The sequence below is a fragment of the Streptomyces sp. NBC_00988 genome (assembly GCF_045162645.1).
Classification (GTDB): Bacteria; Actinomycetota; Actinomycetes; order Streptomycetales; family Streptomycetaceae; genus Streptomyces.
Genome location: NZ_CP108730.1, coordinates 11,572,722 through 11,596,464, shown reverse-complemented (window position 1 = coordinate 11,596,464; position 23,743 = coordinate 11,572,722). Strand labels below are relative to the sequence as shown.

The following is a 23,743-nucleotide window of genomic DNA, read 5'->3' as shown; positions in this document are numbered from 1 at the left end:
TCAGAGCGCCAGCTCCACCACCAGCGGCCGGTGATCCGAGATCGCCGTCCTCGGTGCGTGCGCTGCCCCTACGGCGTCCGCGCCGAGCCCCGTCGCCAGGATGTGGTCGAGCTGCACGAGCGGCCGGTGCGAAGGGAAGGTCGCTTGCCGGGCAGAGTCCTGCCAGCGCCGTCTCCCCATCCCGTTGAGGGTGATCCGGGGCAGCGCGCCGAAGAGGTTGAAGTCGCCCATCAGCATCTGGGGTTGGGGCAGATCGGCGATCCAGCGGCGCACGGTGCGCAGTTGCCCGATGTTCCACCCCGGCACGAACGAGAGATGGACGGCCACGACGGTGAACGGGCCGTGCGGTCCTTCCAGTACGGCGGCCAGGGCTGCCCGGGGCTGATCCCGGGCCAGCACCGGAGCGGCCCGCCCGGCCACCCGCAGCGGCATGCCGAAGGGCGCCGCCGGGAGCCGTAGGGCCCGCCACTCGTGAACCGGGAGCCGGGACAGCAACGCCAGTCCGTGCGAAGGGACTTCGGGCTGCCGCTGCCCTTCGGGGCCGTAGACGCGCATCCCGGGCTCGGCCGGGTCGGAGACCCAGCCCCGGCCCGGCACGGAACGGCAGTGCAGCGCGGTCGCGTATCGCCAGTCGCGTGCGCCCATCGCGTCGGCGGCGACGGCCGCCTGATCGACGTCGCCCGACCGCTCCTGGAGGCAGTCGATCTCCTGGAGCGCCACCACATCGGCGTCCAGCGACGCGACGGCTTCGGCGAGGGGTGCCGAGGGATCGCCGGGGGCATCGGGGTTCGGGCGGCCGTCCGGCTGGATCCGCCGGCCGTGCAGCACGTTGAACGTCGCGCATCTCACCAGTAACTCACCCATGATCAGGCCGCATTGTACGTAGGTCGCCTGTGGGATGGGCTCCCCCGTCGCGAAAATGTACTTGCGTAACTCAACCAATCCGCTATAGTTGAGTAAGTCAAGCAAACTTACGCGGCCGCATCACAGAGGCGCAGCGTACGGAGCGGATGGAGACCGCCATGGACGACGCGCCCCGGACCCCGGCCGCTCCCGGCCCGCTCGCCTCCTTCGCCCGGTTCGTGGCGCTGGGCGGCGGTGTCGGGCTCCTCTCCAGCGGCGCCGTGACCCTGCTGGCCGAGCAGCTGCCCTGGGCGCTGGCGAACGCGCTGATCACCGTCGTCTCCACCCTCCTGTGCACGGAACTCCACGCCCGTTTCACCTTCGGCTCGGGCCGGCACGCCGGATGGCGCCGGCACTGGCAGTCAGCGGGCTCGGCCGCGGCGGCCTACGGGGTGACCTGCGCCGCGATGTTCGTCCTGCACCTGGTGCAGTCGTCGCCGGGGATGCTGACCGAGCAGGTCGTGTACCTCAGCGCTTCGGGACTCGCGGGCCTCGCCCGGTTCCTGCTGCTGCGGCTGTATGTCTTCGCCGGCGGTCGGACCCGGACGACGGCGAACGGGTCGTGGCAACTCCGGCGCCTTCAGGGCATGTTGGAGGCTCCGGCCGCCGTAGGAGCCTCGCCGCAGCGACAGTTCGCGCTCGCCTCCCCCTGACGCCACCCCATGATCAGTTAGGCTGACCGTTTCCAATTCACAGGCGGCGGGGGCATGTTCACCAAACAACTGGTAGTGGGCGGACTGGCAGCACTTCTGATCGGGGCGCTCAGCGCATGCGGCGGTGGGAGCGGAAGCGACGACAGCACGCGATCCGCGTCCGGCGTCGGGCAAGGCAGTTCGAGCGCCCCGCAGAAGGCCCGGCCCACCCCCGACACCGTGACCGGACTCCGCGACTCGCTCCGGCACTTCGCCAGGCAGACGGCGAAGGGCACGCGGCCGCACACCGTCACCAAGTGCACGCCCGCCACCAAGAAGGTCCAGCACAAGTCCAGTTCGGGATCGGGCGCCAAGAAGAAGACCCGTACCTGGTACACCACGGAGCAGTACCGGAAGTGCAAGAAGGTACGCAGCGGCACCGAGACGTACACCCGTATCGTCCGCGCGGAGCGGTGGTGCGTGAGCCTCGACGACGTCGGCGGCAACACCGCCAAGGACGACGTCTGGTACCAGGTCACGCGCGCCGCCTACGACAAGGCACGCACGGCGGACGAGCACGCGCGCGTGGAGTTCACTCCGACCGGTTCGGGCTGCTGAGAGCCCGGTCCGAGGAAGCGGTGCCTGAAGGAATTACGAATCGGGGTCCCGTACTTCGAGTCATTTCGCGATCACAGACGTACCTGCGGTCATGGGCGCCCAGCGCCGACCCGCCACGTCACCGACTCGGAGAACAGGCACCCCATGAACGTATCCGCACCGCACAACCCCGCCGCCGACGGAACCGCCCAGATCGGCGTCACCGGCCTCGGCGTGATGGGCCGCAACCTCGCGCGCAACTTCGCCCGCAACGGCTACACGGTCGCCGTCCACAACCGGTCGCCGCACCGCACCCATGAGCTGATGAAGGAGTACGGCGACGAGGGCGCCTTCGTCCCGGCCGAGACGGCACAGGAGTTCGTGGCCGCGCTCGAAAAGCCCCGCCGCCTGATGATCATGGTGCAGGCCGGTCCGGCCACCGACGCCGTGATCGACGAGTTCGCCGCGCTCATGGAGCCCGGCGACATGATCATCGACGGCGGCAACGCCCACTTCGCCGACACCCGCCGCCGCGAGGCCGCCCTGCGCGACCAGGGCCTCCACTTCGTCGGCGCCGGTGTCTCCGGCGGCGAGGAGGGCGCGCTGAACGGGCCGTCGATCATGCCCGGCGGTTCGGCGGAGTCGTACGCCGTGCTGGGTCCGATGTTCGAGTCCGTCAGCGCGAAGGTCGACGGTGAGCCCTGTTCCACGCACATCGGGACCGACGGCGCCGGGCACTTCGTCAAGATGGTGCACAACGGCATCGAGTACGCCGACATGCAGCTCATCGCCGAGGCGTACGACCTGCTGCGCCAGGTCGGCGGCTACACCCCGGCCGAGATCGCGGACGTCTTCCGCCGCTGGAACGAGGGGCGGCTCGGTTCCTACCTGATCGAGATCACCGCCGAGGTCCTCGGTCACACCGACGCGGAGACCGGCAAGGCGTTCGTCGACATCGTCACCGACGCGGCCGGTCAGAAGGGCACCGGTCGCTGGACCGTGCAGACCGCGCTGGAGCTGGGTTCGCCGGTCACCGCGATCGCGCAGGCGACCTTCGCCCGCGCCTCGTCCAGCCAGGGCGATCTGCGCGCCGCCTACCGTGGCCTGCCCGGCGGCACCACTCCCCCGCTGAGCCGCACCGAGGCCGACCGGTTCACCGCCCAGGTCGAGCAGGCGCTGTACGCCTCGAAGGTCATCGCCTACGACCAGGGCTGGAAGATGATCCAGGACGCGGCGACCGAGTTCGACTGGTCGATCGACCTCGCCGCGGTCGCCGGGATCTGGCGCGGCGGCTGCATCATCCGCGCCTCCTTCCTCGACCGCATCCGTGCCGCGTACACGGCCGACCCGGGGCTGGTCAGCCTGCTGGGCGAGGAGCGCTTCGCGCAGGAGATCGGCGACGCGCAGGTCCCCTGGCGCGAGGTGGTCGCCTCAGCGGCCCGCCGCGGCATCCCCGTCCCGGCGTTCTCCGCCGCGCTGTCGCACTACGACACGCTGCGCGCCGACCGGCTGCCGGCGGCCCTGCTCCAGGGCCAGCGCGACTTCTTCGGCGCCCACACCTACGGCCGTACGGACCGCACCGGTGCCTTCCACACGCACTGGTCCCGGCCCGGCCGCCCGGAGACGACGGCCTGAGCCGTCCACGCATGACGTTCCGGCCCTCCTGCTCAGGCAGGGGGGCCGGAGTTCTTCGCGCCCGCTACTCCTCGGCGGTGACGGGCGCTGCCGTGCTGTCGCGTATGACGAGCTGCGTGGGCACCAGCGTGGTGCCGTGCTGGTCGCCGCGCTCCCGCATCCGCCGTAGGACACCCTCGACGCACAGGCGGCCGACCTCGGCGAAGTCCTGGTGGACGGTGGTCAGGGGAGGCAGGAAGGAGCCGGCCTCGGGGATGTCGTCGAAGCCGATGACACTGACGTCCTCGGGGATGCGCCGGCCACGCTCGTGCAGGGCCCGCAGCAGGCCCAGTGCCATCTGGTCGTTGGCCGCGAACACGGCCGTGCAGTCAGCCTGTTGGGCCAGTTCAAGTCCCATCCGGTAGCCGGACTCCGCCGACCAGTCGCCGCGTACGACGGGAGGCACGGGCCGTCCCGCGTCGGTGAGTTCGGCGCTCCAGGCGTCGGCTCGGCGCTGGGCCGCGAAGGACTCCTCGGGGCCCGCCAGGTGCCAGACCGTGCGGTGGCCGAGGTCGAGGAGGTGGCGTACGGCGGCTCGCGCGCCGCCGTTCTGGTCGGTGTCGACCACGCTGTAGCGGTCGCCCGCGTCGGAGTCGGCGACGACGACCTGGACGTGGGGCGGCAGGGAGATGGTCGCCGCGTCCAGGAGGTGGACCTCCATGATGGCGATGACGGCGTCGACGGCGAGTTCGCCCAGCCGGGAGAAGGCGCCGCGCACCTCGTCCTGGGTGGGCACGGCGACCGGCAGGAGCGTGACGGCGTAGCCCTCGTGCGCGGCGGAGGTGGCGATCGCCTCCAGGGTGCGCATGTTGCCGGTGGTGGAGAGGTTGAAGGTGATCACGCCGATGGTGCGGAACTCACCGCGTTTCAGCGCGCGGGCCGCGCTGTTGGGCCGGTAGCCCAGCTCCTTCATGGCGGCGAGGACCTGTTGCCGGGTCTCCTCGTTGACGCCCGCGAAGCCGTTGGACACGCGGGAGACCGTCTGTGACGACACGCCGGCGACGCGTGCGACATCCGCCATGGACGCACTCGGGGCGCGTCTCGACGACCGTTTCCCGCTGCGTCTGCGTGGCTTCTCCGTACCGCCCGAGGCACCGTCCACTGTGTCCACCTGTATCCCTCACATATCGATCCGATCGCCTGGGCCGTGTTTCACCAAACGACCCTTGACCACCGACATTGGGGCAGTGTAGACATGCCGCCATCAGATGTTTACGTAAACATAACAGCCCGGGGCCGTTCTGGACCGTGCTGGTTACGCGACATCGCGACGGCGTGTGACGCCGGTTCCGAGATGGACGAGCGAGGAACTACATGACGACGCTTCAACCCCCTGCGGCCGCGACTCGGCCTCCTGCCAGGCCGTCGGCGAAACGAGACCGCCGTTCCTGGACAGGGTGGGGTTTCATCGGACCCTTCGCGGTGGTCTTCGCCTTCGTCTTCCTGGCTCCGATCGCGTACTCGATCTATCTCAGCCTCTTCCGCGACCAGCTCATCGGCGGCAACCACTTCGTCGGCCTGGACAACTACAAGCAGGCCTTCCAGGACGACCAGTTCTGGTCCTCCCTGGAGCGGGTCTCGCTGTTCCTGGTGATCCAGGTGCCGATCATGCTCGGCATCGCCCTGTTCGTGGCGCTCGCCCTGGACAGCGGCCGGCTGTTCGGCCGGGACTTCTTCCGGATCTCGATCTTCCTGCCGTACGCCGTGCCCGCCGTGGTCGCCACCCTGATGTGGGGCTTCATGTACGGCACGCAGTTCGGTCTCGTGGGTGACATCAACAGCGCCTTCGACGTCACGCTTCCCGACCCGCTCTCCGCGCACCTGGTGCTGGCGTCGATCGGCAACATCGTCACCTGGGAGTTCGTCGGCTACAACATGCTGATCTTCTACTCCGCGCTGCGGGTCATCCCGACCTCGCTGTACGAGGCGGCGGAGATCGACGGCGCCGGGCAGTTCCGCGTCATCACGGCCATCAAGCTCCCCGCGATCCGCGGCGCCCTGGTCATCGCGACGATCTTCTCGATCATCGGCAGCTTCCAGCTCTTCAACGAGCCGAGCATCCTGCGACCGCTGGCGCGCAACGCGATCACGACGGACTACACGCCGAACTTCTACACCTACTCGCTGTCCTTCAACGGACAGCAGCACAACTACTCCGCGGCGGTCGCCATCATCATGGGGCTGATCACCATGATCATCGCCTACGTCGTGCAGCTCCGCGGCATGCGCAAGGGAGCCTGAGCCATGAGCACCCCCGTCACCACCGCCTCTCCCTCCGCATCCGCGCCGTCCGGCGGCGGCCACAAGGGCGCGCCCCGACTGCGCACCCCGCGCAAGAAGCACTCCCCCGGGCGCCCCAAGCGCAGCGTGCTGCTGACCGTGCTCACCGGTCTGATCCTGGTCTACACCGTGGTGCCGCTGCTGTGGCTGGTCATCAACGCGACCAAGACACAGCAGGGCCTCGCCGACTCCAACGGCCTGTGGTTCGCCCACCACTTCGCCCTCTGGTCCAACATCCACGACACGTTCACCTACCACGACGGCATCTTCGTCCGCTGGCTGCTGAACACCCTGCTCTACGTCGTGCTCGGCGCCGGCGGTGCCACCTTCCTGTCGATCCTCGGCGGCTACGCGCTGGCGAAGTTCAACTTCCCGGGGAAGCGCGCCATCTTCGCCGTGGTCATCGGTGCGGTCGCCGTCCCGGGTACGGCCCTCGCGGTGCCGACGTTCCTGATGTTCAGCAAGATGGGGCTGACGGACACCCCGTGGGCGGTGATCATCCCCTCGCTGGTCTCGCCGTTCGGCCTGTACCTGATGTGGGTGTTCGCCACCGAGGCCATCCCGGTCGAACTGCTCGAAGCCGCGCGGATCGACGGAGCGGGCGAGATCCGCACCTTCTTCCAGGTCTCGCTGCCGCTGCTCGCGCCCGGTGTCGTGACGGTCCTGCTGTTCACCACGGTCGCGACGTGGAACAACTACTTCCTGCCGCTCATCATGATCAAGAACCCGGACTGGTACCCCCTGACCCTGGGCCTGGACGCCTGGAACTCCCAGGCCCAGACGATCGGTGGTGACGTCATCTTCAACCTGGTGATCACGGGTTCGCTGCTCACCATCGTGCCGCTGATCGCCGCGTTCCTGCTGCTGCAGAAGTACTGGCAGTCCGGACTCGCCGCCGGAAGCGTCAAGGAATAACCCAACCCTCAAGTAGTCCCACCCACGAAGAAGTGGAAGCACCTCCATGCGCAGAACCACCAGCCGCCTGCTGCGCGGCTTCGCCCTCCTCTCCGTCCTCTCCCTGGGGGCGACCGCGTGCGGCAGCTCGGACGACAGCGGCTCCAGTTCCAAGGCCGTCTCCGCCTCGGACATCCAGGCGGCCCTCAAGAAGGGCGGCTCGGTCACCGTCTGGGCCTGGGAGCCCACGCTGAAGACGGTCGCCGCCGACTTCGAGAAGAAGTACCCCAAGGTCAAGATCAACCTGGTCAGCGACCGGTCCGGTGACAAGCACTACACCGCGCTGTCGAACGCGATCGCGGCCGGCAAGGGCGTCCCCGACGTCGCCCAGGTCGAGTACTTCGCGCTGAGCCAGTACTCCCTCACCAAGGGCCTGACCGACCTGGCGCCCTATGGCGCCGACAAGCTGGCCTCCAAGTACACGGCCGGCCCGTGGAACGCGGTGAGCGACGGCTCCAAGGTCTACGGCCTGCCGATGGACTCGGGCCCGATGGCGATGTTCTACAACAAGAAGGTCTTCGACAAGTACAAGATCGCCGTCCCGACCACGTGGGACGAGTACGTCGTCGCGGCCCGCAAGCTGCACAAGGCCGACCCGAAGGCGTACATCGCCAACGACGCCGGTGACGCGGGCTTCACCACCAGCATGCTGTGGCAGGCCGGTTCGCGCCCCTACAAGGTCGACGGCACCAAGGTGACGGTCAACTTCGAGGACGCGGGCGCCAAGAAGTACACGGAGACCTGGCAGAAGCTGATCGACGAGAAGCTCCTCGCGCCGATCAACGGCTGGACCGACGACTGGTACAAGGGCCTCGGTGACGGCACCATCGCCACCCTGACCACCGGCGCCTGGATGCCCGCCAACTTCGTCAGCGGTGTCGCCGGTGCCTCCGGTGACTGGCGCGCGGCCCCGATGCCGCAGTGGACCGCGGGCGGCAAGGCCAGCGCGGAGAACGGCGGCAGCTCCCTCACCCTGCCCACCCTGGGCAAGAACAAGGAACTCGCCTACGCGTTCGTCCAGTACGCCAACGCCGGCGCCGGCATCCAGACCCGCGTGAACGAGGGCGCCTTCCCGGCGACCAAGGCGGAGCAGCAGTCCGCGGCGTTCCAGAACAAGACGTTCCCGTACTTCGGCGGGCAGAAGGCCAACCAGATCTTCGCCCAGTCCGCGTCCGAGGTCGCTTCCGACTGGTCGTACCTGCCCTTCCAGCAGTACGCCAACTCGATCTTCAACGACACCGTCGGCAAGGCGTACATCTCCGGTACGACGCTGGCCCAGGGTCTGAAGAGCTGGCAGGACGCCTCCGTCAAGTACGGCAACGAGCAGGGCTTCACGGTCAACAAGTGACCCGCTCGAAGTGACCGGCTCGAAGAAGTAACCGGCACCACCCCGGGAGCCGCCGCTGAGCAGCGATCGCTCAGCGGCGGCCCGCCCGGAACCCACCACGCATCTCGTACCGCCTGTGCAGTAACCGGAAGGACCATCATGATCTCCACCCTCCTGTCCCAGTTGCGGCACGGGCCGGACGGTGACGCCACCCCCCGTCTCGCCTACGGCGCCGACTACAACCCGGAGCAGTGGCCGCGGGAGGTGTGGGACGAGGACATCCGGCTGATGCGCGAGGCGGGCGTCAACATCGTGTCCTTGGGGATCTTCTCCTGGGCCCGCATCCAACCGGCCCGGGACGAGTGGGACTTCGGCTGGCTCGACGAGGTCATGGACCTGCTGCACGCGGGCGGCATCGGCGTCGACCTGGCCACCGCCACCGCGTCCCCGCCGCCGTGGCTGAGCACGGAGCACCCGGAGATCCTCCCGGTGACCGCCGCCGGCGAGACCCTGTGGCCCGGGGGCCGCCAGCACTGGCGTCCCACCTCGCCCGTCTTCCGCGAGCACGCGCTGCGCCTGGTACGGAAGTTGGCCGAACGCTACGCCGACCACCCCGCGCTGGTGGCGTGGCACGTCTCCAACGAACTCGGCTGCCACAACGTCTACGACTACTCCGACGACGCGGCCCGTGCCTTCCGCGACTGGCTGCGCGCCCGCTACACCACGATCGACACGCTCAACCAGGCCTGGGGCACGGCGTTCTGGTCCCAGCGGTACAGCGACTGGGAGCAGATACTGCCGCCCCGGCTGGCCGCCTCCTTCCCGAACCCGACCCAGCAGCTCGACTTCAAGCGCTTCTCCTCCGACGCGCTCAAGGACCATCTGCGCGCCGAGCGCGACCTGTTGCGCGAGATCACCCCGGACGTTCCGGTCACCACGAACTTCATGGTGATGGGCGACACCAAGGGCATGAACTACGCCGACTGGGCCGCCGAGATCGACTTCGTCTCCAACGACCACTACGTCGTTCCCGGTCCGCAGGACCGCGACGAGCTGTCCTTCTCCGCGAACCTCGTCAGCGGCATCTCCGCCGGCCGTCCGTGGTTCCTCATGGAGCACTCCACCAGCGCCGTCAACTGGCAGCCCGTCAACGTCGCGAAGCGCCCCGGCGACCTGGCCCGTGACTCGCTGCTGCACGTCGCGCACGGCGCCGACGCCGTCTGCTACTTCCAGTGGCGCCAGTCGGCGGCCGGCGCCGAGAAGTACCACTCCGCGATGGTTCCGCACGCCGGTGCCGACAGTGAGGTCTTCCGCGCGGTGGCCGAACTCGGCTGCACACTGCGGACGTTGGCCCCCATCGCCGGGTCGGACCGCGAGACGGCCCGGGTCGGCATCGTCTTCGACTGGGAGTCCTGGTGGGCGAGCGAGCAGGACTCGCACCCCACCGACCGCCTCAACTACCGCCAAGAGGCGCTCGACTGGTACTCGGCCCTCCTCGACCTCGGCGTCCGGGCCGACATCGTCACGGCACAGACAGCCCTGGACCGCTACGACGTGGTGATCACGCCGGTGCTGCACATGATCCCGGCGGCCCTCTCCAAGGAACTCACCCGGTACGTCGAACAGGGCGGCCACCTGGTCTCCACCTACTTCTCCGGCGTCGTCGACGAGAACGACCACATCTGGCTCGGCGGCTACCCGGGCGCCCTGCGCGACCTGTTGGGCATCCGCATCGAGGAGTTCGGCCCGCTGCTCGACGGCGACACGGTCGAGGTGGACCTCGACGGCACGGTCACCGGCTCCCTGTGGACCGACCGGATCACGGTGACGGACCCCGAGGTGGAGGTGCTGGCCCACTACAGCAGCGGTACGTACGCTGGCCGCCCCGCCGTCACCCGCCGTACGGTGGGCGGGGGTTCGGCCGCGTACGTCTCCACGCGCTTGGGCCGCGAGGGCCTCGCCGGTCTGCTCCCCGAGTTGCTCGCGCCCGCCGGTGTCGGCAGTGAACTCCCCGACTCCGCAAGGGGAGTTGTCGAGCTGACCGTGCGCCGGAACGCCGACAGCCGCTACCTGTTCCTGGTCAACCGCACTGACGAGACAGTGCCGTTGACCGGACTGTCCGGCGAACTGCTCGTCGGCAGCGCGGGCGAGGACGGTTTCCCCGTGCTCTCCCCCAGGGAGGTCGCCGTAGTGAGCCGGCCCGTCAGGTGAGTTCGAGCAGCCCGCGGCGGACGGCCTCCGACACGGCCGCCGCCCGGTTGTCGACCTTGAACTTGCGGTAGATCCGCACGAGATGGGTCTTGACCGTGGCCTCGCTGAGGAACAACGCCTCGGCGATGGCCCGGTTGCTGCGGCCCTCCGCCATCAGCCGGACGACCTCGACCTCGCGCTGGGTCAACTCCTGGGCGGGGCTGACCACTTGGCCCACGAGTTCGCCCACGACCTCCGAGGCCAGCCCGACCGAGCCACCGGCGGCCGTACGGACGGCCTGGAAGAGTTCCTCCGGCGGCCCCGCCTTGAGCACATAGCCACGGGCGCCCGCCTCCAACGCCCGTACGACATCGGCTCGTCCGGCATAGCTGGTCAGCATGACGACGGCCACGCCCGGCGCCCGCTGGGCGAGCCTCCGTACGGCCTCGACACCGTCGATCCCGCTCCCCGGCCCGGCGAACCGCAGATCCATCAGCGCGACATCGGGCGTCAACTGGGCTGCCAGGCGCACGGCTTCCTCACCACTGCCGGCCTCGGCGACCACGTCGAGATCGGGTTCGCCGTCGAGCAGGGCGTGCAGCCCGGCCCGTACGACGGCGTGGTCGTCCGCGATCAGGAGGCGGAGCGGGGCGGCGGTCATGCTGTGCTCGCCGCGGTGAGAGGCGCGGCGGGCTGGATCCGGGGTGGGGCGGACACCGTGGCGCGGACCCTGGTCCCCCGCCCCGGCATGCTGCTCACGTCGAGGTCTCCGCCGCATTCGCGCAGTCGCGCCCTCGCCGCGGGCAGCCCGAAGCCGCGGTCCGCGCGGACGCCGGACGTGAAAGCCGCGGCGGGGTCGAAGCCCAGCCCGTCGTCGCTCACTTCGAGTTCCACCCGGTCCCGGTGTCGCCGATAGGTGACCAACACGCTTGCCGCGCGGGCGTGTTCGCGTACGTTCGCCAGCGTGCTCTGGGCGACGCGGAAGAGGGTGGTGGCCGTGTGCTCGTCGAGGACCGGTTGATACGCGCCCACCGCGCGGAACTGGACCCGAGCACCGGCGCCTTCCGTCCGCGACCGGGCGCAGAGCAGCCGCAGCGCGTCTTCCAGGCCCGCCTCGGCGACGGCGGCGGGAGTGAGATCGCGGATCATCCTCCGGGTCTCCGTCAGGTTCGCGCCGAGTCCGTCGGCCACGGCACGGACGCGGGTGCGTGCCACGTCCGGCCGCTCGTCCCAGTCGCGCTCGGCCACCTGCAACAGCATGACGCTGCCGGCGAGTTCCTGGGCCAGGGTGTCGTGCAGGTCGCGGGCGATACGGGTGCGCTCCGCGAGTACACCTGCCTGGCGCTGCTGCTTGGCCAACGTGTCCCGGGTCTCCCGCAGTTCCTCCACGAGCCGCTGGCGGACGGCCGCGTCCCGCTGCTGGGTCCGGTAGAGGGCGACGGTCGCCCACACCGCCGCGACGGGGACGAGCGCGACCTCGGCGTCGAACCGGCCCGTGGACCGGACGAGTGACCCGACGAGTACGACGGTGATCACGGCCACCGTCACTACGGCGGCCCGCCGGCCGAGCACGCGCAGTGCGGCGCAGGCGAGCGGAACGGCGCACCACACGTAGGCAGTGGTGAGCGGCGCCTGGGTGAGGAGGGTCAGCACGGTCCACAGCAGGAGCAGTACGGGAATCCAGGCGCGCCTGCCGAGCACCCCGAGCCGGTCCCACCACGTCAGCCCGCCCGCGTACACCAGGGCCAGCGCTCCGCTGAGGCTCACGATGTACCAGCACAACGGGACGTCGATCAGGGCGAGCCGGACGAAGCCCGCCCCGACGACGAGGAACAGCGAGAGATGGGAGACGTGCTCCAGGGTGTGCCGACTGCCGCGAGCGGTCAGCGGAGTGCGAGCGGACACGGCGGATCCCCTTGGGCCACATCATCCGGACAGGACCCCCGAGTCTATCGACCACCTGTATGACCGGTGTGAACAGAGGGACCCGTCACGCCCCCGGGTGCAGCCCCAGCCAGCCCGGCGAGGGATCACCCTTGACCTCGCCGAAGTAGAGGGCGAAGGTCTGCTTCCAGCGCTCGACCTCCGCGCGGTCGGCCATGAAGCGGGGGAAGCCGTCGATGTTCGCGTTCGGGTACTCCCAGATCGGCTTCAGTCCCGCCGGGAGCGTGGTGTCGGTCCGTACCGACCAGCCGTTGAAGGACGCCCGCTGCTGGGCGTCGGACAGCTGCCAGTTGAGATAGAGCTTGGCGGCCGTCGTGTTCTTGGCCTGCTTCAGGATGGCGGCGCGCTGGCCCCAGGCCATGAAGGGGTGGCCGTCGGGTACGACCCACTTCACGGGGTTCGAGGAGACCAGCGTGCCGGCCGTGGAGACGCCGATCGCCTTCTGGCCCGCGTAGACCGCGTCCCCCGGGGAGTTGCTGCCCCGGGCGAACCGCACGTCCTGTCCGGCGAGCGCGGCGACCCAGTCCCAGCCGTAGCGCTGCGCGTACAGCGTGTAGAGGTAGAGGGACGCGTCGTCGTCGTGCGGGTAGGACGAGGCGATCTTGCCCTTCCACTTGGGGTCGATCAGGTCGAGCGGGGTCTTAGGGGCATCCGCACCGACCGCGGCGACGTCGTACAGGAAGCTGAAACCAACCGCGCCGATGGCGACCCAGGCGCCCTGCGGGTCCTTGAACTTGTCGTAGACCTTCGAGAATCCGGCCGGCCTGTAGTGCAGCAGCCGGCCCTGCTCCTTCCAGCGCGTGAAGTCCTGCAGCGTCTGGAGCTGTACGACATCGGGCACCAGGGTGTCGGTCGCGAACTGGTTGTCCACGCGCACGTCGTGGTACTTGCTGTAGTCGACGATCAGCGTCAGGTCCATGGCGGGGAAACGCTTCTTGAAGGCCGCCTTGGTGGCGTCCTGCTGGGTCGGCGTGTCACCCCCGGCATAGACCACCAACTTGCCGCCGTCCGCAAGAGCGGCCCGGTACAGCTCGTCGAGCGTTCGGGTCTCCTCGGCTCCGGAACCACTCCGCGAGGACCGCCCGCCCGAGGCGGCTACGGCGGGCGTGGCCGCGGCGCCGAGCACACTCATCCCGAGGGCAGCACCGGCTCCACCGGCAAGGACACGTCGCCTACTGAGAAAACTGGACACTCTGGGGGCCTCTCTGAGGGGGGCTTGAAGGCCATGAGCTGCGTCGGCGGAAGCCCGGCGCCATGGTCATTCGTGATTCTTCAGCCGCCCGGGGGCCGTTCGCGTCGTCCGTACGGAGCGAGGGGTGTGCGAAGGGTTGAAGTCGCGTTCAACCGATCGGTTGAACGGCCTCCGGCCGGCGGATGTCCAAGAGGAGTTCCGCCGTGTCGGCCGCCGCCGGGTTCCGGGGCGGGGTGTCGTCGGGGAGGTCGACACCGATGACGACGGACAAGGTTTCGGCGGGGACACTCAGTACCGTCGCAAAGTCGACGAGCAGGTCGGGGGTGAGTTCCTTGCGGCCGTTGCCCACCCCTGTATCCGTGGACGCGGCCCAGTACCGGCCGGTCAGACACAGAAACGTCCGGGCCACCCCGGTCCAGCTCAGGTTCCGGTTGCCGATCATGCGCAGGAGCACACCACCAGGACCTCGCTCGAACCGTTCGTACACCCGCGATGCCAGTACCGGCTGTGTGCGGTCCTCCTGGGGCAGCGACCGGACGCGTTGACGCGACATGACACCCGCCCTCGCGTCCAAGGGAGCCAACTCGTCCGGTACCGCCACCCCGGCGATCACGCACAAGTCCGCGGCGTGCAGGCGCAACCGCCTATGTCTCGCCAACCGCGCCAACAGCCCCCCGAAATACAGGAGTTAGGTCATTCCGGCGCCGGACGCAGCCCCGTGACCGTGACCGACACGAGTCGTCGTACCGCCGCCTTGGAAGGCAGGACGCCGGCCGCGGCGAGGGCGTGGAGGCAGTAGGTCGCGAGTTCGTCCGGGGAGACGTCGGCGCGGATGTCGCCGGCCTGGGCGCCCTCGGCCAGGAGTTCGCGGAGGAAGCGGTGGAGGTGCTGCTCGGCGCCGACGACGTGGTCGCCCTGGTGCAGCAGCGCGCCGAGTTCGGGGCCGTGGCCGTGGCGCCGCTGCTGGATGAAGGCGTACGCCTCCAGTACCGCTCGCAACCGCTCGCCCGCGCCGCCGGGGCCGTCCCGGAGTTCGGCGAGTTCCTTGAGATGCCCGGCGATCTGCTGCTCGTGCCACGCCGTCATGATCGACTCGACGTCCGGGAAGTACTTGTACAACGTGGCCCGGCCGATCCCGCTCTCCTCGGCGATCTTCGACATCGTCACCGAGCGCAGCCCACGCTCGGTCACCAGCACCGCCGTGGTCTCCAACACCGTGTCGCGTACGGCGCGGCGATGTTCCTCGATGGTCTCGTTCCAGAGCTTCGGCACGGCCCCAGCATACGTCTCGACGCCATCGAGACACCATGCATTGACAGCGACAGAGTGTCTCGATAAAGCTGTCGGAGTGGCAGTCGGCGAGGAGACGGACGGCAAGCCTGCCTACCCGACCGCCCGACTGACTGACTGACCGACCGGTCACCTTCACCCGCGCCTGAATCGCCCACCCCTGGCCCCACCCGAACCGAGGACCGAACCCATGCTCACCGCCGAAGCACGCATCCTCACCGACCGCCCCAGCCGCTACCTCGTACAACTCTGCAAGCACTTCGCCAACAAGGGCCGCCACCTGACCCATCGCCCGCGCACCCACACACTCCCGGAGCTTCGGCCCGACCAGATCCAGGTCGAGTGGACCGACAGCGACGGGACGCTCCGCCTGCCGTGGGGGCAGTGCACCCTGCAGGCCCTCCCCGGCACACTGCGGGTGCACGTCGAGGCCGACGGCCAGGAGAACCTGGAGCGGCTTCAGGATCTCGTCAGCACGCACATCGGCAGGTTCAGCAGGCGCGATCCGTTGCGGGTGGAGTGGCGGGCGTCCGGGGCGGCCGTCGACGCGCCCGCCGAGGGAGCAGTTCTGCCACACCAACGGCCCGGCGGCCGGACCAGGTTCATCGTCATCGGCGTGGCGGCCGTCGCCGTAGCCCTGCATCTCGCGCTCGGCGGAACCGTCCTGGCCAACACGCCATGGACCGGCTGGGTCGTGGGGTTTCTGGTGACGGTCGTCGTGGTGAAGGCGGCTCTCGTGGGCGGTCTCGCTCTACGGCGCCACGGAAGCCGTATCGGATAGGTCGACCCGTACCCGACCGACACCCACCGGACAGGCCCCGTCACGCGCACTTCATACCCCCTAGGGGTATAGTCCTGCCAGACGCACACCGGAGAGGGGCGGGTTCATGGGAGCGATCGGGCACGCGTTGTCCATTGCCGGTTCGATGACCTGGGAGGTCACCTGGGCGCTGATCCTCGGGTTCACGCTCTCCGCCGTCGTGCAGGCGGTGGTGCGTAGGTCGACAGTCGTACGACTGCTCGGTGACGACCGGCCGCGCACGCTGGCCCTGTCCGCCGGGCTCGGCGCGGCCTCGTCGTCCTGTTCGTACGCGGCCGTCGCACTCGCCCGTTCCCTGTTCCGCAAGGGCGCGAACTTCACCGCGGCCATGGCCTTCGAGATCGCCTCCACCAACCTGGTCGTCGAACTCGGCGTGATCCTGGCCCTGTTGATGGGCTGGCAGTTCACCGCCGCGGAGTTCGTCGGCGGACCGATCATGATCGTCGTCCTCGCGGTGCTGTTCCGCCTCTTCCTGCGTCAGCGCCTGCTTGACCGGGCGCAGGAGCAGGCGGAGCGCGGGCTGGCCGGTTCCATGGAGGGGCATGCGGCGATGGACATGTCGATCGGGGGCGAGGGGAGCTTCGTCCGTCGGCTGTTCTCGCGGGACGGGTTCACGTCCGTGGCGCACATCTTCGTGATGGAGTGGGCCGCGATCCTGCGCGACCTGGTGGCCGGACTGCTGATCGCGGGCGCGATCGCCGCATGGGTGCCGGACAGCTTCTGGCACACGTTCTTCCTCGCGGACCATCCCCTCGCCGCGAAGCTGGTCGGACCGCTCGTCGGACCATTGGTGGCCATCGCGACCTTCGTCTGCTCGATCGGCAACGTGCCCCTCGCGGTGGTCCTGTGGAAGGGCGGCATCAGCTTCGGCGGGGTGATCGCCTTCATCTACGCCGACCTGCTGATCCTGCCGATCCTGAACATCTACCGGAAGTACTACGGCGCCCGGATGGCCGGCTTCCTGCTGGTCACCTTCTTCACGGCGATGGCCGTCGCCGGGTACATCGTCGAGTTCGCCTTCGGCGGCCTGGGGCTCATCCCGGACCAGGCCGACGCCAAGATCCCCGACGACGGGATCACCTGGAACTACACGACCTGGCTCAACATCGTCTTCCTGCTGCTGGCCGCGAGTCTGGTCGTACGGTTCCTGCGCAGCGGCGGCCCGGCCATGCTGCGGATGATGGGCGGCTCACCGGACCAGGGCGAGCAGGAACACGCGCCTGAGCACCACGAGCACAACCACCACTAGGACCTGTGCGGCGCCGGAATCCGTCCGGCCGTACGCGCTGTGAAGCGGCCTCGTCCGCTCGACGCCTGACTCACGGCACTGCGAAGCGCACCCACAGGGCCGCCCGCTTCGGCATCACCGAACCAGCCGCCTACGGTCCGACGACGAGCCGTGACCAGACGTCGGCGCGGTCGCGGATGTAGTCGATGTCCCGTACGTACAGGGCGAGATGGCCCTCCTCGACGTGCCGCTGGAAGCTCTCGTCACCGGCCATGGCCGCTGCTCGCATGAAGTCCGCGAGGGACCGCAGCCGGGTTGCGGCCATGTCCATCACCGACTGCCGCTCCTGGCGCTTGCAGCCGTAGGCGTCGAGGAAGTCCCTTGCTCGGTACGCCTGTTGCTCGGTCGTACCCCAGCCGTCGTGGTTGTCGGGGTGGGTGAGCGGGGAGTAGCGGTAGAGGGCGTAGGCGAGGTCCCAGGCGCGGGGGCCGGGCCGGGCGGCGTCGAAGTCGATGAGTCCTACGGCCCTTTCGCCGGTGAAGACGCAGTTGTACGGGGCGAAGTCGCCGTGACAGATCACCTCGACCGGGGCGAGCGCGTCGAACTGCCAGTCGCCGCCGGGGTGTTGGGCCAGGTCGGTGGTCGCGTCGTGGTAGCGGCGCAGGAGGTGGGCCGAGGTGGTGAGCGCCCGGCTGGTGCGGATCGCGTCGGTCAGCGGGTAGTTGGCGACGTCGCCCGTCAGGTACGTCAGGATCATCCGGCCCTGTTCGTCGGTGCCGTGCGCGGCAGGAGCGCCTTCGAAGCCCTGACGTTCTAGGTGGTCCAGCAGGCGGTGCACGGCAGGGCTCCAGGGCATGACCGGCTTCCGTACGGTCTCACCGACGCGGAAGACACGGGCGGTGCCGCCGCCGGTCAACTCCTGCTCCTCCGCCTCCGCATCCCCTTCGCCGGAGTACGGGCGGGAGTCGGCGGACATGTCGATCTCCTTGCGTACCGGCGAAGGCGGATTCTCGATCAAGTAGCTTACGTGGACGGCCTGTTACCGTGCCGCGGTCGAAAAAGGGGGGATGCGATGTCGGCGGTCGCCGAGATCGAGAGGGTGTGGGCACCGTCTGTCTTCGATCTCTGGGCAGGGCGACGCCCTCTGTGGTGGACCGTCGGCCCGGCAGGAGAGCTCGCCGTTCTGCTCGTTCACCGGAAGTACCTGCACCACATCCACTACATCAGGGGCTGGGTGGGATGGGCCCCGAAGCTGCCGTTCGACGGGGTGTTGGTGATCCGGCAGGCTGACGGATCAGTTCAACGCCGACCGATCAGGGGTGTGCGGGTCTGGCCAAGTCACATCGCCCTTCTCCCGGACTCCCGGCTCCTCGTTGCGGGCGGTCGCACGCGCAAGGAGGACACGGGTTCGTGGAAGCCGAACGCCGCTGTGTTCTCCCTGACGAGCGGCGAGCAGGGCAAGCAGCAGGACTCCTTCTGCATCGGCGACGACATCCAGGCTTTGGTGGCCGACCACAACGGATCGATCTGGACGGCCCACGGTGACGAAGGCATCTACGGAGGGCATCCGGAGTCGTCGGGCGGGATTGCCGGCTGGAGTGGCGTAGGGGAAGCGATCTGGGCCCCTGAAGGCCGCCTCCCCGACAGGCCTTTGCATGGTTGCACCGCCGCCACCGAGGGCGACCGGGTGTGGCTGATCTGGTACTCCGGCACCCGTCGCGGCGGCACGTTCCTCACGCGCATCACCCCCTCCACGGGCGAGGTGTCCAGCTGGCCCAGCCCTGTGCCCCAACCGGACGGATTCGCCGTACGCGGCGATCGGGCGGTCCTGACCAAACGCGATCACAACGAGCCGACAACCGAAGTCGTCCGGGCCGAGCTGCGCGGCGACACCTGGAGCGTGACCGAGCGGCACAAGATCCGAGTGCCAGGGCGGGTTGTCCTGCGCTGCGGTCAAGGGCGCGACGGCTCTCTCTGGCTACGCGCCGGCGACACCTGGCTTCGCATCGAGGCCTGACCACACCGCGCCCAACGGCGTGAGTGTCCAGACCTGCTCTGTGGAGGCATCGGTACAGCCAACACCGCACCGAAACAGCCCTGCCCAAAAGGCAGTTGCCGATCCAATCCCGGTCATGAACGATCTCCGACCATGATGACGAACCCCGCCCACCCACCTACCCGCCCGCTCGCCCTGATCACCGGAGTAGGCCGGACCGTGGGCATCGGAGCGGGTATCGCACGTCAACTCGCGGCCTCCGGCTGGGACATCGCCTTCACCTACTGGACCCCCTACGACGAACGCATGACATGGGGCCCCGAGGCCGGCGCGACCTCTGCCATCACCGACACCCTCACTCAACACGGCGCCGCCACCACGGCAGTTGAAGCGGACCTCGCCGACCCGGACACCCCGGCCCGTGTCTTCGACGAGGTCGAGCGCGAACTGGGCGGTGTCACGGCCCTGGTGATGTGCCACTGCGAGTCCGTCGACTCCGGCCTGCTCGACACCACCGTCGAGAGCTTCGACCGGCACTTCGCGGTCAACGCCCGCGCGACCTGGCTGCTGATCCGCGAGTACGGCCGACGGTTCGCCGCCGCGCCGGGCAGCGGCCGAATCATCGCCCTCACCAGCGATCACACCGTGGACAACCTCCCCTACGGCGCAAGCAAGGGCGCCCTGGACCGCATCACCCTGGCCGCCGCGCATGAACTCGCCCACCTTGGCATCACCGCCAACGTCATCAACCCGGGGCCGGTGGACACCGGTTGGATGACCAACGAGGGCCGTGTGCACGTGATCCGGCAGACGCCGCTCAACCGCCTTGGCACCCCGCAGGACACCGCCCACCTCGTCGACTTCCTCTGCTCACCGGAAGGCCAGTGGATCAATGGCCAACTCCTCATGAGCAACGGCGGATTCGCGTAGCACCCGGACGGCCGACCTCCGCGACGGCCCCCGACAGACACCCCCTCATGCCCACGCCCCCCTCACGTCGCACGTGCGCAATCCTCAGCCAGCCGCAGGCTCCGCGTCACGCCGTGCGGGATGTCCTCGACCGGGAACATCGCGTGCCGTACGGTCCGTTCGGCGTCGACGATCAGGATCAGGCGTTTGTGGCAGAGGCGGCCGGCGCCCCGGAAGGTCGGTAGCCGTAGGGCCGCGCCCAGTTGGTGGTGGGCGTCGGAGAGGAGCGGGTACGGGATCTCCTCGACGCGGGCGAACTCCGCTTGCTCGTGCGGGAGTTGGGTGCTGATGCCGCGTACGTCCACGCCCGCCCGGCGGAAGTCGGGCCAGGCGTCCCGGAAGAGGCGGTTCTCCAGGGTGCAGCCCGCCACTCCGGGGATCCGCTCGTCCCAGTCGACGCCCGTGCCGGGGTAGGTGAACAGCACGGTCGCGGCGGCATCCGGCGAGATCACGGGCAGGTCGGTGCCCTGCACGCCCGGGAGTTGGAGGTCTTCGGGTACGCGGGCGCCGGCCAGGGCGTGCACGCGGGCGTGCTCGGCGCTGTCAGCGGCAGCCGTGGCGGTGAGGCTTCCGTCGCCGAGCACCCATCGGTCGCCCCAGTCCTGCATGGCGACGAGGAGCGGGAGCAGGGCGAGTCCGGCATCGGTGAGCACGTACTCGTATCGCACCGGGCGCCGTTGGTAGAGGCTGCGGCGCAGGACGCCTTGGGCGACGAGCCGGCCCAGGCGCTCGGTGAGGACGTTGCGGGACAGGCCGATCTCGGCCGCCAGCGCGTCGAAGCGGACGTGGCCGCGGGCGATCTCCCGCAGGATCAGAACGTTCCACCAGTCCCCCAGGACCACGGCGGCCTGGGCGATGCCGCAGGTCTCGTCGGCGTTGTGCTTCCTCATGCACCCATAGTAAGTTCCTTTTCAGGACTCACTTTGTTTCCAGACGGAACTTACCGCCCGCCGATGTCCGAGACGCGGGCCCTGCGTGAGGAGTTGCACCGTGACCGCCATCAGCCGGGTCGTCGCACGGGAGATCATCGACAGTCGGGGCAATCCCACCGTCGAAGTGGACGTCGAACTCAAGGACGGCTCGCTCGGCCGCGCCGGCGTACCGTCGGGCGCCTCCACCGGCGCCCGGGAGGCGGTCGAACTCCGCGACGGGGACCCGACCCGCTTCCACGGCAAGGGAGTTCGGCGTGCCGTCGACGCCGTCAACGAGAGCATCGCGGACGCCGTGATCGGACTCGACGCCGAGAACCAGGCCGCCGTGGACCGCACCATGATCGAACTGGACGGTACGGACAGCAAGTCGCGGCTCGGCGCCAACGCCCTGCTCGGCGTCTCCCTGGCCACCGCCAAGGCGGCCGCGTCCGCCCACCGACTGCCGCTGTACCGCTACATCGGCGGTGTCGACGCCCGCCTGCTGCCAGTACCGATGATGAACATCGTCAACGGCGGCGCGCACGCCGACAATCCGCTCGACTTCCAGGAGTTCATGATCGCGCCCATCGGCGCGGCCACCTTCGCCGAGGCAGTCCGGATGGGCTCCGAGGTCTTCCACACCCTGCGCCGCGACCTGATCGCCGCCGGCCACAGCGTGAACGTCGGCGACGAGGGCGGCTTCGCCCCCGATCTGCGCACCGCCGACGAGGCCCTCGACTTCGTCGTCCACGCCATCGAGAAGACCGGCTACAAGCCCGGCACCGACATCACCCTCGTCATGGACCCGGCCACGTCCGAGTTCTTCGACGACGGCGTCTACGACTACAAGGGCGAGGGCGTCCGTCGCACGCCCGCCCAACACGCCGACTACCTGGCCGAGTTGGTCGACCGCTACCCGATCGCGTCGATCGAGGACCCGATGGCCGAGGACGACCACGACGGCTGGCAGGCGCTCACCGCCCGGCTCGGCGAGCGCTGCCAGCTGACCGGCGACGACGTCTTCTGCACCAACGAGGCGCTGTTGAGCGCCGGGATCCGGGACGGGATCGCCAACTCGATCCTGGTGAAGGTCAATCAGATCGGCACCCTCACCGAGACCCTGGCCACCGTCGCGACCGCCCACCGGGCCGGCTACACCGTCGTCATGTCCCACCGCTCCGGCGAGACCGAGGACACCACCATCGCCGACCTCGCCGTCGCCACCGGCTGCGGCCAGATCAAGACCGGTTCGCTGTCCCGGTCCGACCGCACCGCCAAGTACAACCAACTCGTCCGTATCGAGGAGGACTTGGGCGACCAGGCGCAGTACGCGGGGCGCGACGCGCTGGGGCTGCGCCGCTGACACCGGAGAGGACCCTCGCGCATCGCGCGGGGTCACCACCTCGGCAGCGGCAGGCCAAGAGTTCCCGAAGCCGGACGGACGCACGGGCGTCCGCTCCGGTCAGGAGACCTTGGCCCCCAGCAGGTCGACCGGGGCGATCACCGGGAGCGCGCTGAGCTTCGTCTGCGCGGCCTCCCCCAGCGCGGCGGCGATCCGCCCCGCCAGGTGGGCCTGGCGTCCCTCCTCGTCCTCGAAGGTGTCGAACACCCCGAAGGTGGTGGCGCTCTCGCGGAACGCGAACCACGCCACCGTGCCCTCTTCCTGTTCGGCCAACTCCTGTGCGCCGCGCAGCATGGCCTCCACCTCGTCGGCGTACTCCGGCTTGGCCTCGATGCGTACCAACAGACCGACCTTCACTGTGACCACTCCTCGCGTACGAACCGCCGGGCTTCCGGCGCACAACGAACCTATGGCGGCACCTGGTGATCACATCAGCGGCAGAAACGACACGGTTGATAGTGTTTCCGCCATGCGGGTAGCGGTCGTCGTCTACGACGGAGTGTTCGACTCCGGTCTCTCGGCCATCCTCGATGTGCTGAGCAACGCCAACGCGCTGGGCGGGCAGATCCACGAGTCCTCGCCCACCTGGAACGTGACCCTCGTCGGCCCGACTCCGCAGGTACGGACAGGCGCCGGCCTCCTCGTGGCGCCCGAGCCACTCGACGTCGCCGATGCCGCCGACCTCCTGGTCGTACCGGCACTCGGGGAGAGCGATCCTTCGGCGCTGCTCGACCATGTCGGCGGCGACATGTCCCTGCCCGTCCGCGAGCTGATCGCCCGAACTCGCAACCGCGGTACGCCCATTGCCTCGGCGTGCGCGGGTACCTTCCTGCTGGCCGAGGCGGGCGTGCTGGACGGGTTGCGCGCCACGACGACCTGGTGGCTGTCGCCGGCCTTCCGTAGCCGATACCCCAAGGTCCAGCTCGACCACAGCCGGATGGTCATCGGCTGCGAGGGCATCACCACCGCCGGCGCGGCCTTCGGCCATGTCGATCTCGCGCTGGCGATCGTCCGGGCGGGCAGCCCCGCGCTCGCCGACCTGGTCGCCCGTTACCTCGTGGTCGACGAACGGCCATCGCAGGCGGCGTACACGATTCCCAGCGCGCTGGCCCAGAGCGATCCCACCGTCGCGGCCTTCGAGGTCTGGACCCGCGAGCATCTGGCCGAGCCCATCAGCATCCCCGAGGCGGCCAGGGCCATCGGCGTCAGCGAACGGACCCTGCAGCGTGCCGTGCAGCGCACGGTCGGGACGTCCCCCATCCGTTTCGTCCAGGACCTGCGGATCGAACGCGCGTCACACCTCCTGCGCACCACCGGCCTCTCCCTGGAGACCATCTCCAGGAAGGTCGGCTACGAGCACCCCAACACGCTGCGGGTGCTCCTCCGCGAACGCACCGGGAAGACGACGTCGGCGCTGCGTGGCAGCAAGTGATG

At 69.3% G+C, this 23,743-nt stretch carries 23 protein-coding genes; 13 read left to right on the top strand and 10 right to left on the bottom strand.

Annotated features, from left to right (window positions below; all coding sequences use genetic code 11):
- Positions 1 to 864: an endonuclease/exonuclease/phosphatase family protein gene (locus tag OG496_RS52245; RefSeq protein WP_405976049.1), complete on the bottom strand. Its 864-nt coding sequence runs from the start codon at positions 862 to 864 to the stop codon at positions 1 to 3.
- A gap of 158 nt (positions 865 to 1,022) precedes the next feature.
- Between OG496_RS52245 and OG496_RS52240 the strand changes: the two genes are divergently transcribed.
- From OG496_RS52240 to gndA, 3 genes are all read left to right on the top strand, one after another.
- Positions 1,023 to 1,556 (top strand): GtrA family protein, encoded by a 534-nt coding sequence (locus OG496_RS52240; protein WP_405976048.1) that lies wholly within the window; start codon positions 1,023 to 1,025, stop codon positions 1,554 to 1,556.
- Between the two features lie 54 nt (positions 1,557 to 1,610).
- Positions 1,611 to 2,153, top strand: a complete 543-nt coding sequence (locus OG496_RS52235) for a hypothetical protein (RefSeq protein WP_405976047.1) — start codon at positions 1,611 to 1,613, stop codon at positions 2,151 to 2,153.
- Positions 2,154 to 2,297: 144 nt separating this feature from the next.
- Entirely contained in the window at positions 2,298 to 3,767 is a 1,470-nt protein-coding gene (gndA, locus tag OG496_RS52230) for an NADP-dependent phosphogluconate dehydrogenase (RefSeq protein WP_405976046.1), read from the top strand.
- A gap of 64 nt (positions 3,768 to 3,831) precedes the next feature.
- Here the strand turns inward: gndA and OG496_RS52225 are convergent, their stop codons facing one another.
- The gene (locus OG496_RS52225) at positions 3,832 to 4,827 is read right to left on the bottom strand and encodes a LacI family DNA-binding transcriptional regulator (RefSeq protein ID WP_366496275.1); all 996 of its coding nucleotides are present in this window, start codon (positions 4,825 to 4,827) and stop codon (positions 3,832 to 3,834) included.
- A 293-nt stretch (positions 4,828 to 5,120) separates the two neighbouring features.
- Between OG496_RS52225 and OG496_RS52220 the strand changes: the two genes are divergently transcribed.
- The 4 genes from OG496_RS52220 (at position 5,121) to OG496_RS52205 (ending at position 10,578) form a co-directional block, all read left to right on the top strand.
- The gene (locus OG496_RS52220; protein ID WP_399390974.1) at positions 5,121 to 6,047 is read left to right on the top strand and encodes a carbohydrate ABC transporter permease; all 927 of its coding nucleotides are present in this window, start codon (positions 5,121 to 5,123) and stop codon (positions 6,045 to 6,047) included.
- A gap of 3 nt (positions 6,048 to 6,050) precedes the next feature.
- A complete protein-coding gene (locus OG496_RS52215) occupies positions 6,051 to 7,001 on the top strand; it encodes a carbohydrate ABC transporter permease (RefSeq protein ID WP_328675352.1) in 951 nt (316 codons plus the stop codon).
- A 46-nt stretch (positions 7,002 to 7,047) separates the two neighbouring features.
- Entirely contained in the window at positions 7,048 to 8,388 is a 1,341-nt protein-coding gene (locus OG496_RS52210; protein WP_366496277.1) for a sugar ABC transporter substrate-binding protein, read from the top strand.
- A 138-nt stretch (positions 8,389 to 8,526) separates the two neighbouring features.
- Positions 8,527 to 10,578 carry a beta-galactosidase gene (locus OG496_RS52205; RefSeq protein WP_405976045.1) on the top strand — a complete coding sequence of 684 codons (2,052 nt, stop codon included), beginning with the start codon at positions 8,527 to 8,529 and terminating at the stop codon, positions 10,576 to 10,578.
- On the opposite strand, the gene OG496_RS52200 is transcribed toward OG496_RS52205, so the two are convergent.
- The 5 genes from OG496_RS52200 to OG496_RS52180 all read right to left on the bottom strand — a co-directional run bounded on the left by OG496_RS52200 (position 10,571) and on the right by OG496_RS52180 (position 14,965).
- Positions 10,571 to 11,218, bottom strand: a complete 648-nt coding sequence (locus tag OG496_RS52200; protein WP_405976044.1) for a response regulator — start codon at positions 11,216 to 11,218, stop codon at positions 10,571 to 10,573. The two genes, OG496_RS52205 and OG496_RS52200, sit on opposite strands and share 8 nt — an antisense overlap.
- Positions 11,215 to 12,462 carry a sensor histidine kinase gene (locus OG496_RS52195; protein WP_405976043.1) on the bottom strand — a complete coding sequence of 416 codons (1,248 nt, stop codon included), beginning with the start codon at positions 12,460 to 12,462 and terminating at the stop codon, positions 11,215 to 11,217. Before OG496_RS52195 ends, OG496_RS52200 begins: the two co-directional genes overlap by 4 nt.
- Before the next feature lie 85 nt (positions 12,463 to 12,547).
- Positions 12,548 to 13,633: an ABC transporter substrate-binding protein gene (locus OG496_RS52190; RefSeq protein WP_405976042.1), complete on the bottom strand. Its 1,086-nt coding sequence runs from the start codon at positions 13,631 to 13,633 to the stop codon at positions 12,548 to 12,550.
- 208 nt (positions 13,634 to 13,841) lie between these two features.
- Positions 13,842 to 14,333: a hypothetical protein gene (locus tag OG496_RS52185; RefSeq protein WP_405976041.1), complete on the bottom strand. Its 492-nt coding sequence runs from the start codon at positions 14,331 to 14,333 to the stop codon at positions 13,842 to 13,844.
- A gap of 53 nt (positions 14,334 to 14,386) precedes the next feature.
- On the bottom strand, positions 14,387 to 14,965 hold the full coding sequence (locus OG496_RS52180) for a TetR/AcrR family transcriptional regulator (protein WP_405976040.1): 579 nt from the start codon (positions 14,963 to 14,965) through the stop codon (positions 14,387 to 14,389).
- 208 nt (positions 14,966 to 15,173) lie between these two features.
- Here OG496_RS52180 and OG496_RS52175 point away from each other — a divergent pair, with 208 nt between their 5' ends.
- Together OG496_RS52175 and OG496_RS52170 are read left to right on the top strand one after the other, a co-directional pair.
- Positions 15,174 to 15,764, top strand: coding sequence for a DUF2218 domain-containing protein (locus OG496_RS52175; RefSeq protein WP_405976039.1), 591 nt, complete (start codon positions 15,174 to 15,176; stop codon positions 15,762 to 15,764).
- Between the two features lie 106 nt (positions 15,765 to 15,870).
- Positions 15,871 to 17,052 carry a permease gene (locus tag OG496_RS52170; protein WP_405976038.1) on the top strand — a complete coding sequence of 394 codons (1,182 nt, stop codon included), beginning with the start codon at positions 15,871 to 15,873 and terminating at the stop codon, positions 17,050 to 17,052.
- A gap of 130 nt (positions 17,053 to 17,182) precedes the next feature.
- Here OG496_RS52170 and OG496_RS52165 read toward each other — a convergent pair whose 3' ends face one another.
- Positions 17,183 to 18,007, bottom strand: coding sequence for a phosphotransferase enzyme family protein (locus OG496_RS52165; RefSeq protein ID WP_405976037.1), 825 nt, complete (start codon positions 18,005 to 18,007; stop codon positions 17,183 to 17,185).
- Positions 18,008 to 18,103: 96 nt separating this feature from the next.
- Here OG496_RS52165 and OG496_RS52160 point away from each other — a divergent pair, with 96 nt between their 5' ends.
- Positions 18,104 to 19,048, top strand: a complete 945-nt coding sequence (locus OG496_RS52160; protein WP_405976036.1) for a hypothetical protein — start codon at positions 18,104 to 18,106, stop codon at positions 19,046 to 19,048.
- Between the two features lie 132 nt (positions 19,049 to 19,180).
- Positions 19,181 to 19,957: an SDR family oxidoreductase gene (locus OG496_RS52155; protein ID WP_405976035.1), complete on the top strand. Its 777-nt coding sequence runs from the start codon at positions 19,181 to 19,183 to the stop codon at positions 19,955 to 19,957.
- Positions 19,958 to 20,019: 62 nt separating this feature from the next.
- Here OG496_RS52155 and OG496_RS52150 read toward each other — a convergent pair whose 3' ends face one another.
- Positions 20,020 to 20,886, bottom strand: a complete 867-nt coding sequence (locus tag OG496_RS52150; protein ID WP_405976034.1) for a winged helix-turn-helix transcriptional regulator — start codon at positions 20,884 to 20,886, stop codon at positions 20,020 to 20,022.
- A gap of 100 nt (positions 20,887 to 20,986) precedes the next feature.
- Between OG496_RS52150 and eno the strand changes: the two genes are divergently transcribed.
- The gene (gene eno, locus OG496_RS52145; protein WP_405976033.1) at positions 20,987 to 22,270 is read left to right on the top strand and encodes a phosphopyruvate hydratase; all 1,284 of its coding nucleotides are present in this window, start codon (positions 20,987 to 20,989) and stop codon (positions 22,268 to 22,270) included.
- 99 nt (positions 22,271 to 22,369) lie between these two features.
- Here the strand turns inward: eno and OG496_RS52140 are convergent, their stop codons facing one another.
- Positions 22,370 to 22,666: a putative quinol monooxygenase gene (locus tag OG496_RS52140; RefSeq protein WP_405976032.1), complete on the bottom strand. Its 297-nt coding sequence runs from the start codon at positions 22,664 to 22,666 to the stop codon at positions 22,370 to 22,372.
- Between the two features lie 112 nt (positions 22,667 to 22,778).
- Here OG496_RS52140 and OG496_RS52135 point away from each other — a divergent pair, with 112 nt between their 5' ends.
- Complete coding sequence (locus OG496_RS52135) at positions 22,779 to 23,741, top strand: GlxA family transcriptional regulator (protein WP_405976031.1); 963 nt, start codon at positions 22,779 to 22,781, stop codon at positions 23,739 to 23,741.
- Positions 23,742 to 23,743: the final 2 nt, after the last annotated feature.

Excerpts from the sequence above, each read along its gene's own strand:
- OG496_RS52245 (WP_405976049.1), bottom strand. The coding sequence starts at position 864 with ATGGGTGAGTTACTGGTGAGATGCGCGACGTTCAACGTGCTGCACGGC.
- OG496_RS52200 (WP_405976044.1), bottom strand. The coding sequence starts at position 11,218 with ATGACCGCCGCCCCGCTCCGCCTCCTGATCGCGGACGACCACGCCGTC.
- OG496_RS52170 (WP_405976038.1), top strand. The coding sequence starts at position 15,871 with ATGGGAGCGATCGGGCACGCGTTGTCCATTGCCGGTTCGATGACCTGG.
- OG496_RS52205 (WP_405976045.1), top strand. The coding sequence starts at position 8,527 with ATGATCTCCACCCTCCTGTCCCAGTTGCGGCACGGGCCGGACGGTGAC.
- OG496_RS52160 (WP_405976036.1), top strand. The coding sequence starts at position 18,104 with ATGTCGGCGGTCGCCGAGATCGAGAGGGTGTGGGCACCGTCTGTCTTC.
- OG496_RS52135 (WP_405976031.1), top strand. The coding sequence starts at position 22,779 with ATGCGGGTAGCGGTCGTCGTCTACGACGGAGTGTTCGACTCCGGTCTC.
- OG496_RS52210 (WP_366496277.1), top strand. The coding sequence starts at position 7,048 with ATGCGCAGAACCACCAGCCGCCTGCTGCGCGGCTTCGCCCTCCTCTCC.
- OG496_RS52150 (WP_405976034.1), bottom strand. The coding sequence starts at position 20,886 with ATGAGGAAGCACAACGCCGACGAGACCTGCGGCATCGCCCAGGCCGCC.
- OG496_RS52175 (WP_405976039.1), top strand. The coding sequence starts at position 15,174 with ATGCTCACCGCCGAAGCACGCATCCTCACCGACCGCCCCAGCCGCTAC.
- OG496_RS52215 (WP_328675352.1), top strand. The coding sequence starts at position 6,051 with ATGAGCACCCCCGTCACCACCGCCTCTCCCTCCGCATCCGCGCCGTCC.
- OG496_RS52220 (WP_399390974.1), top strand. The coding sequence starts at position 5,121 with ATGACGACGCTTCAACCCCCTGCGGCCGCGACTCGGCCTCCTGCCAGG.
- OG496_RS52240 (WP_405976048.1), top strand. The coding sequence starts at position 1,023 with ATGGACGACGCGCCCCGGACCCCGGCCGCTCCCGGCCCGCTCGCCTCC.
- OG496_RS52165 (WP_405976037.1), bottom strand. The coding sequence starts at position 18,007 with ATGTCCGCCGACTCCCGCCCGTACTCCGGCGAAGGGGATGCGGAGGCG.
- OG496_RS52235 (WP_405976047.1), top strand. The coding sequence starts at position 1,611 with ATGTTCACCAAACAACTGGTAGTGGGCGGACTGGCAGCACTTCTGATC.
- OG496_RS52225 (WP_366496275.1), bottom strand. The coding sequence starts at position 4,827 with ATGGCGGATGTCGCACGCGTCGCCGGCGTGTCGTCACAGACGGTCTCC.
- gndA (WP_405976046.1), top strand. The coding sequence starts at position 2,298 with ATGAACGTATCCGCACCGCACAACCCCGCCGCCGACGGAACCGCCCAG.
- OG496_RS52155 (WP_405976035.1), top strand. The coding sequence starts at position 19,181 with ATGATGACGAACCCCGCCCACCCACCTACCCGCCCGCTCGCCCTGATC.
- OG496_RS52190 (WP_405976042.1), bottom strand. The coding sequence starts at position 13,633 with ATGAGTGTGCTCGGCGCCGCGGCCACGCCCGCCGTAGCCGCCTCGGGC.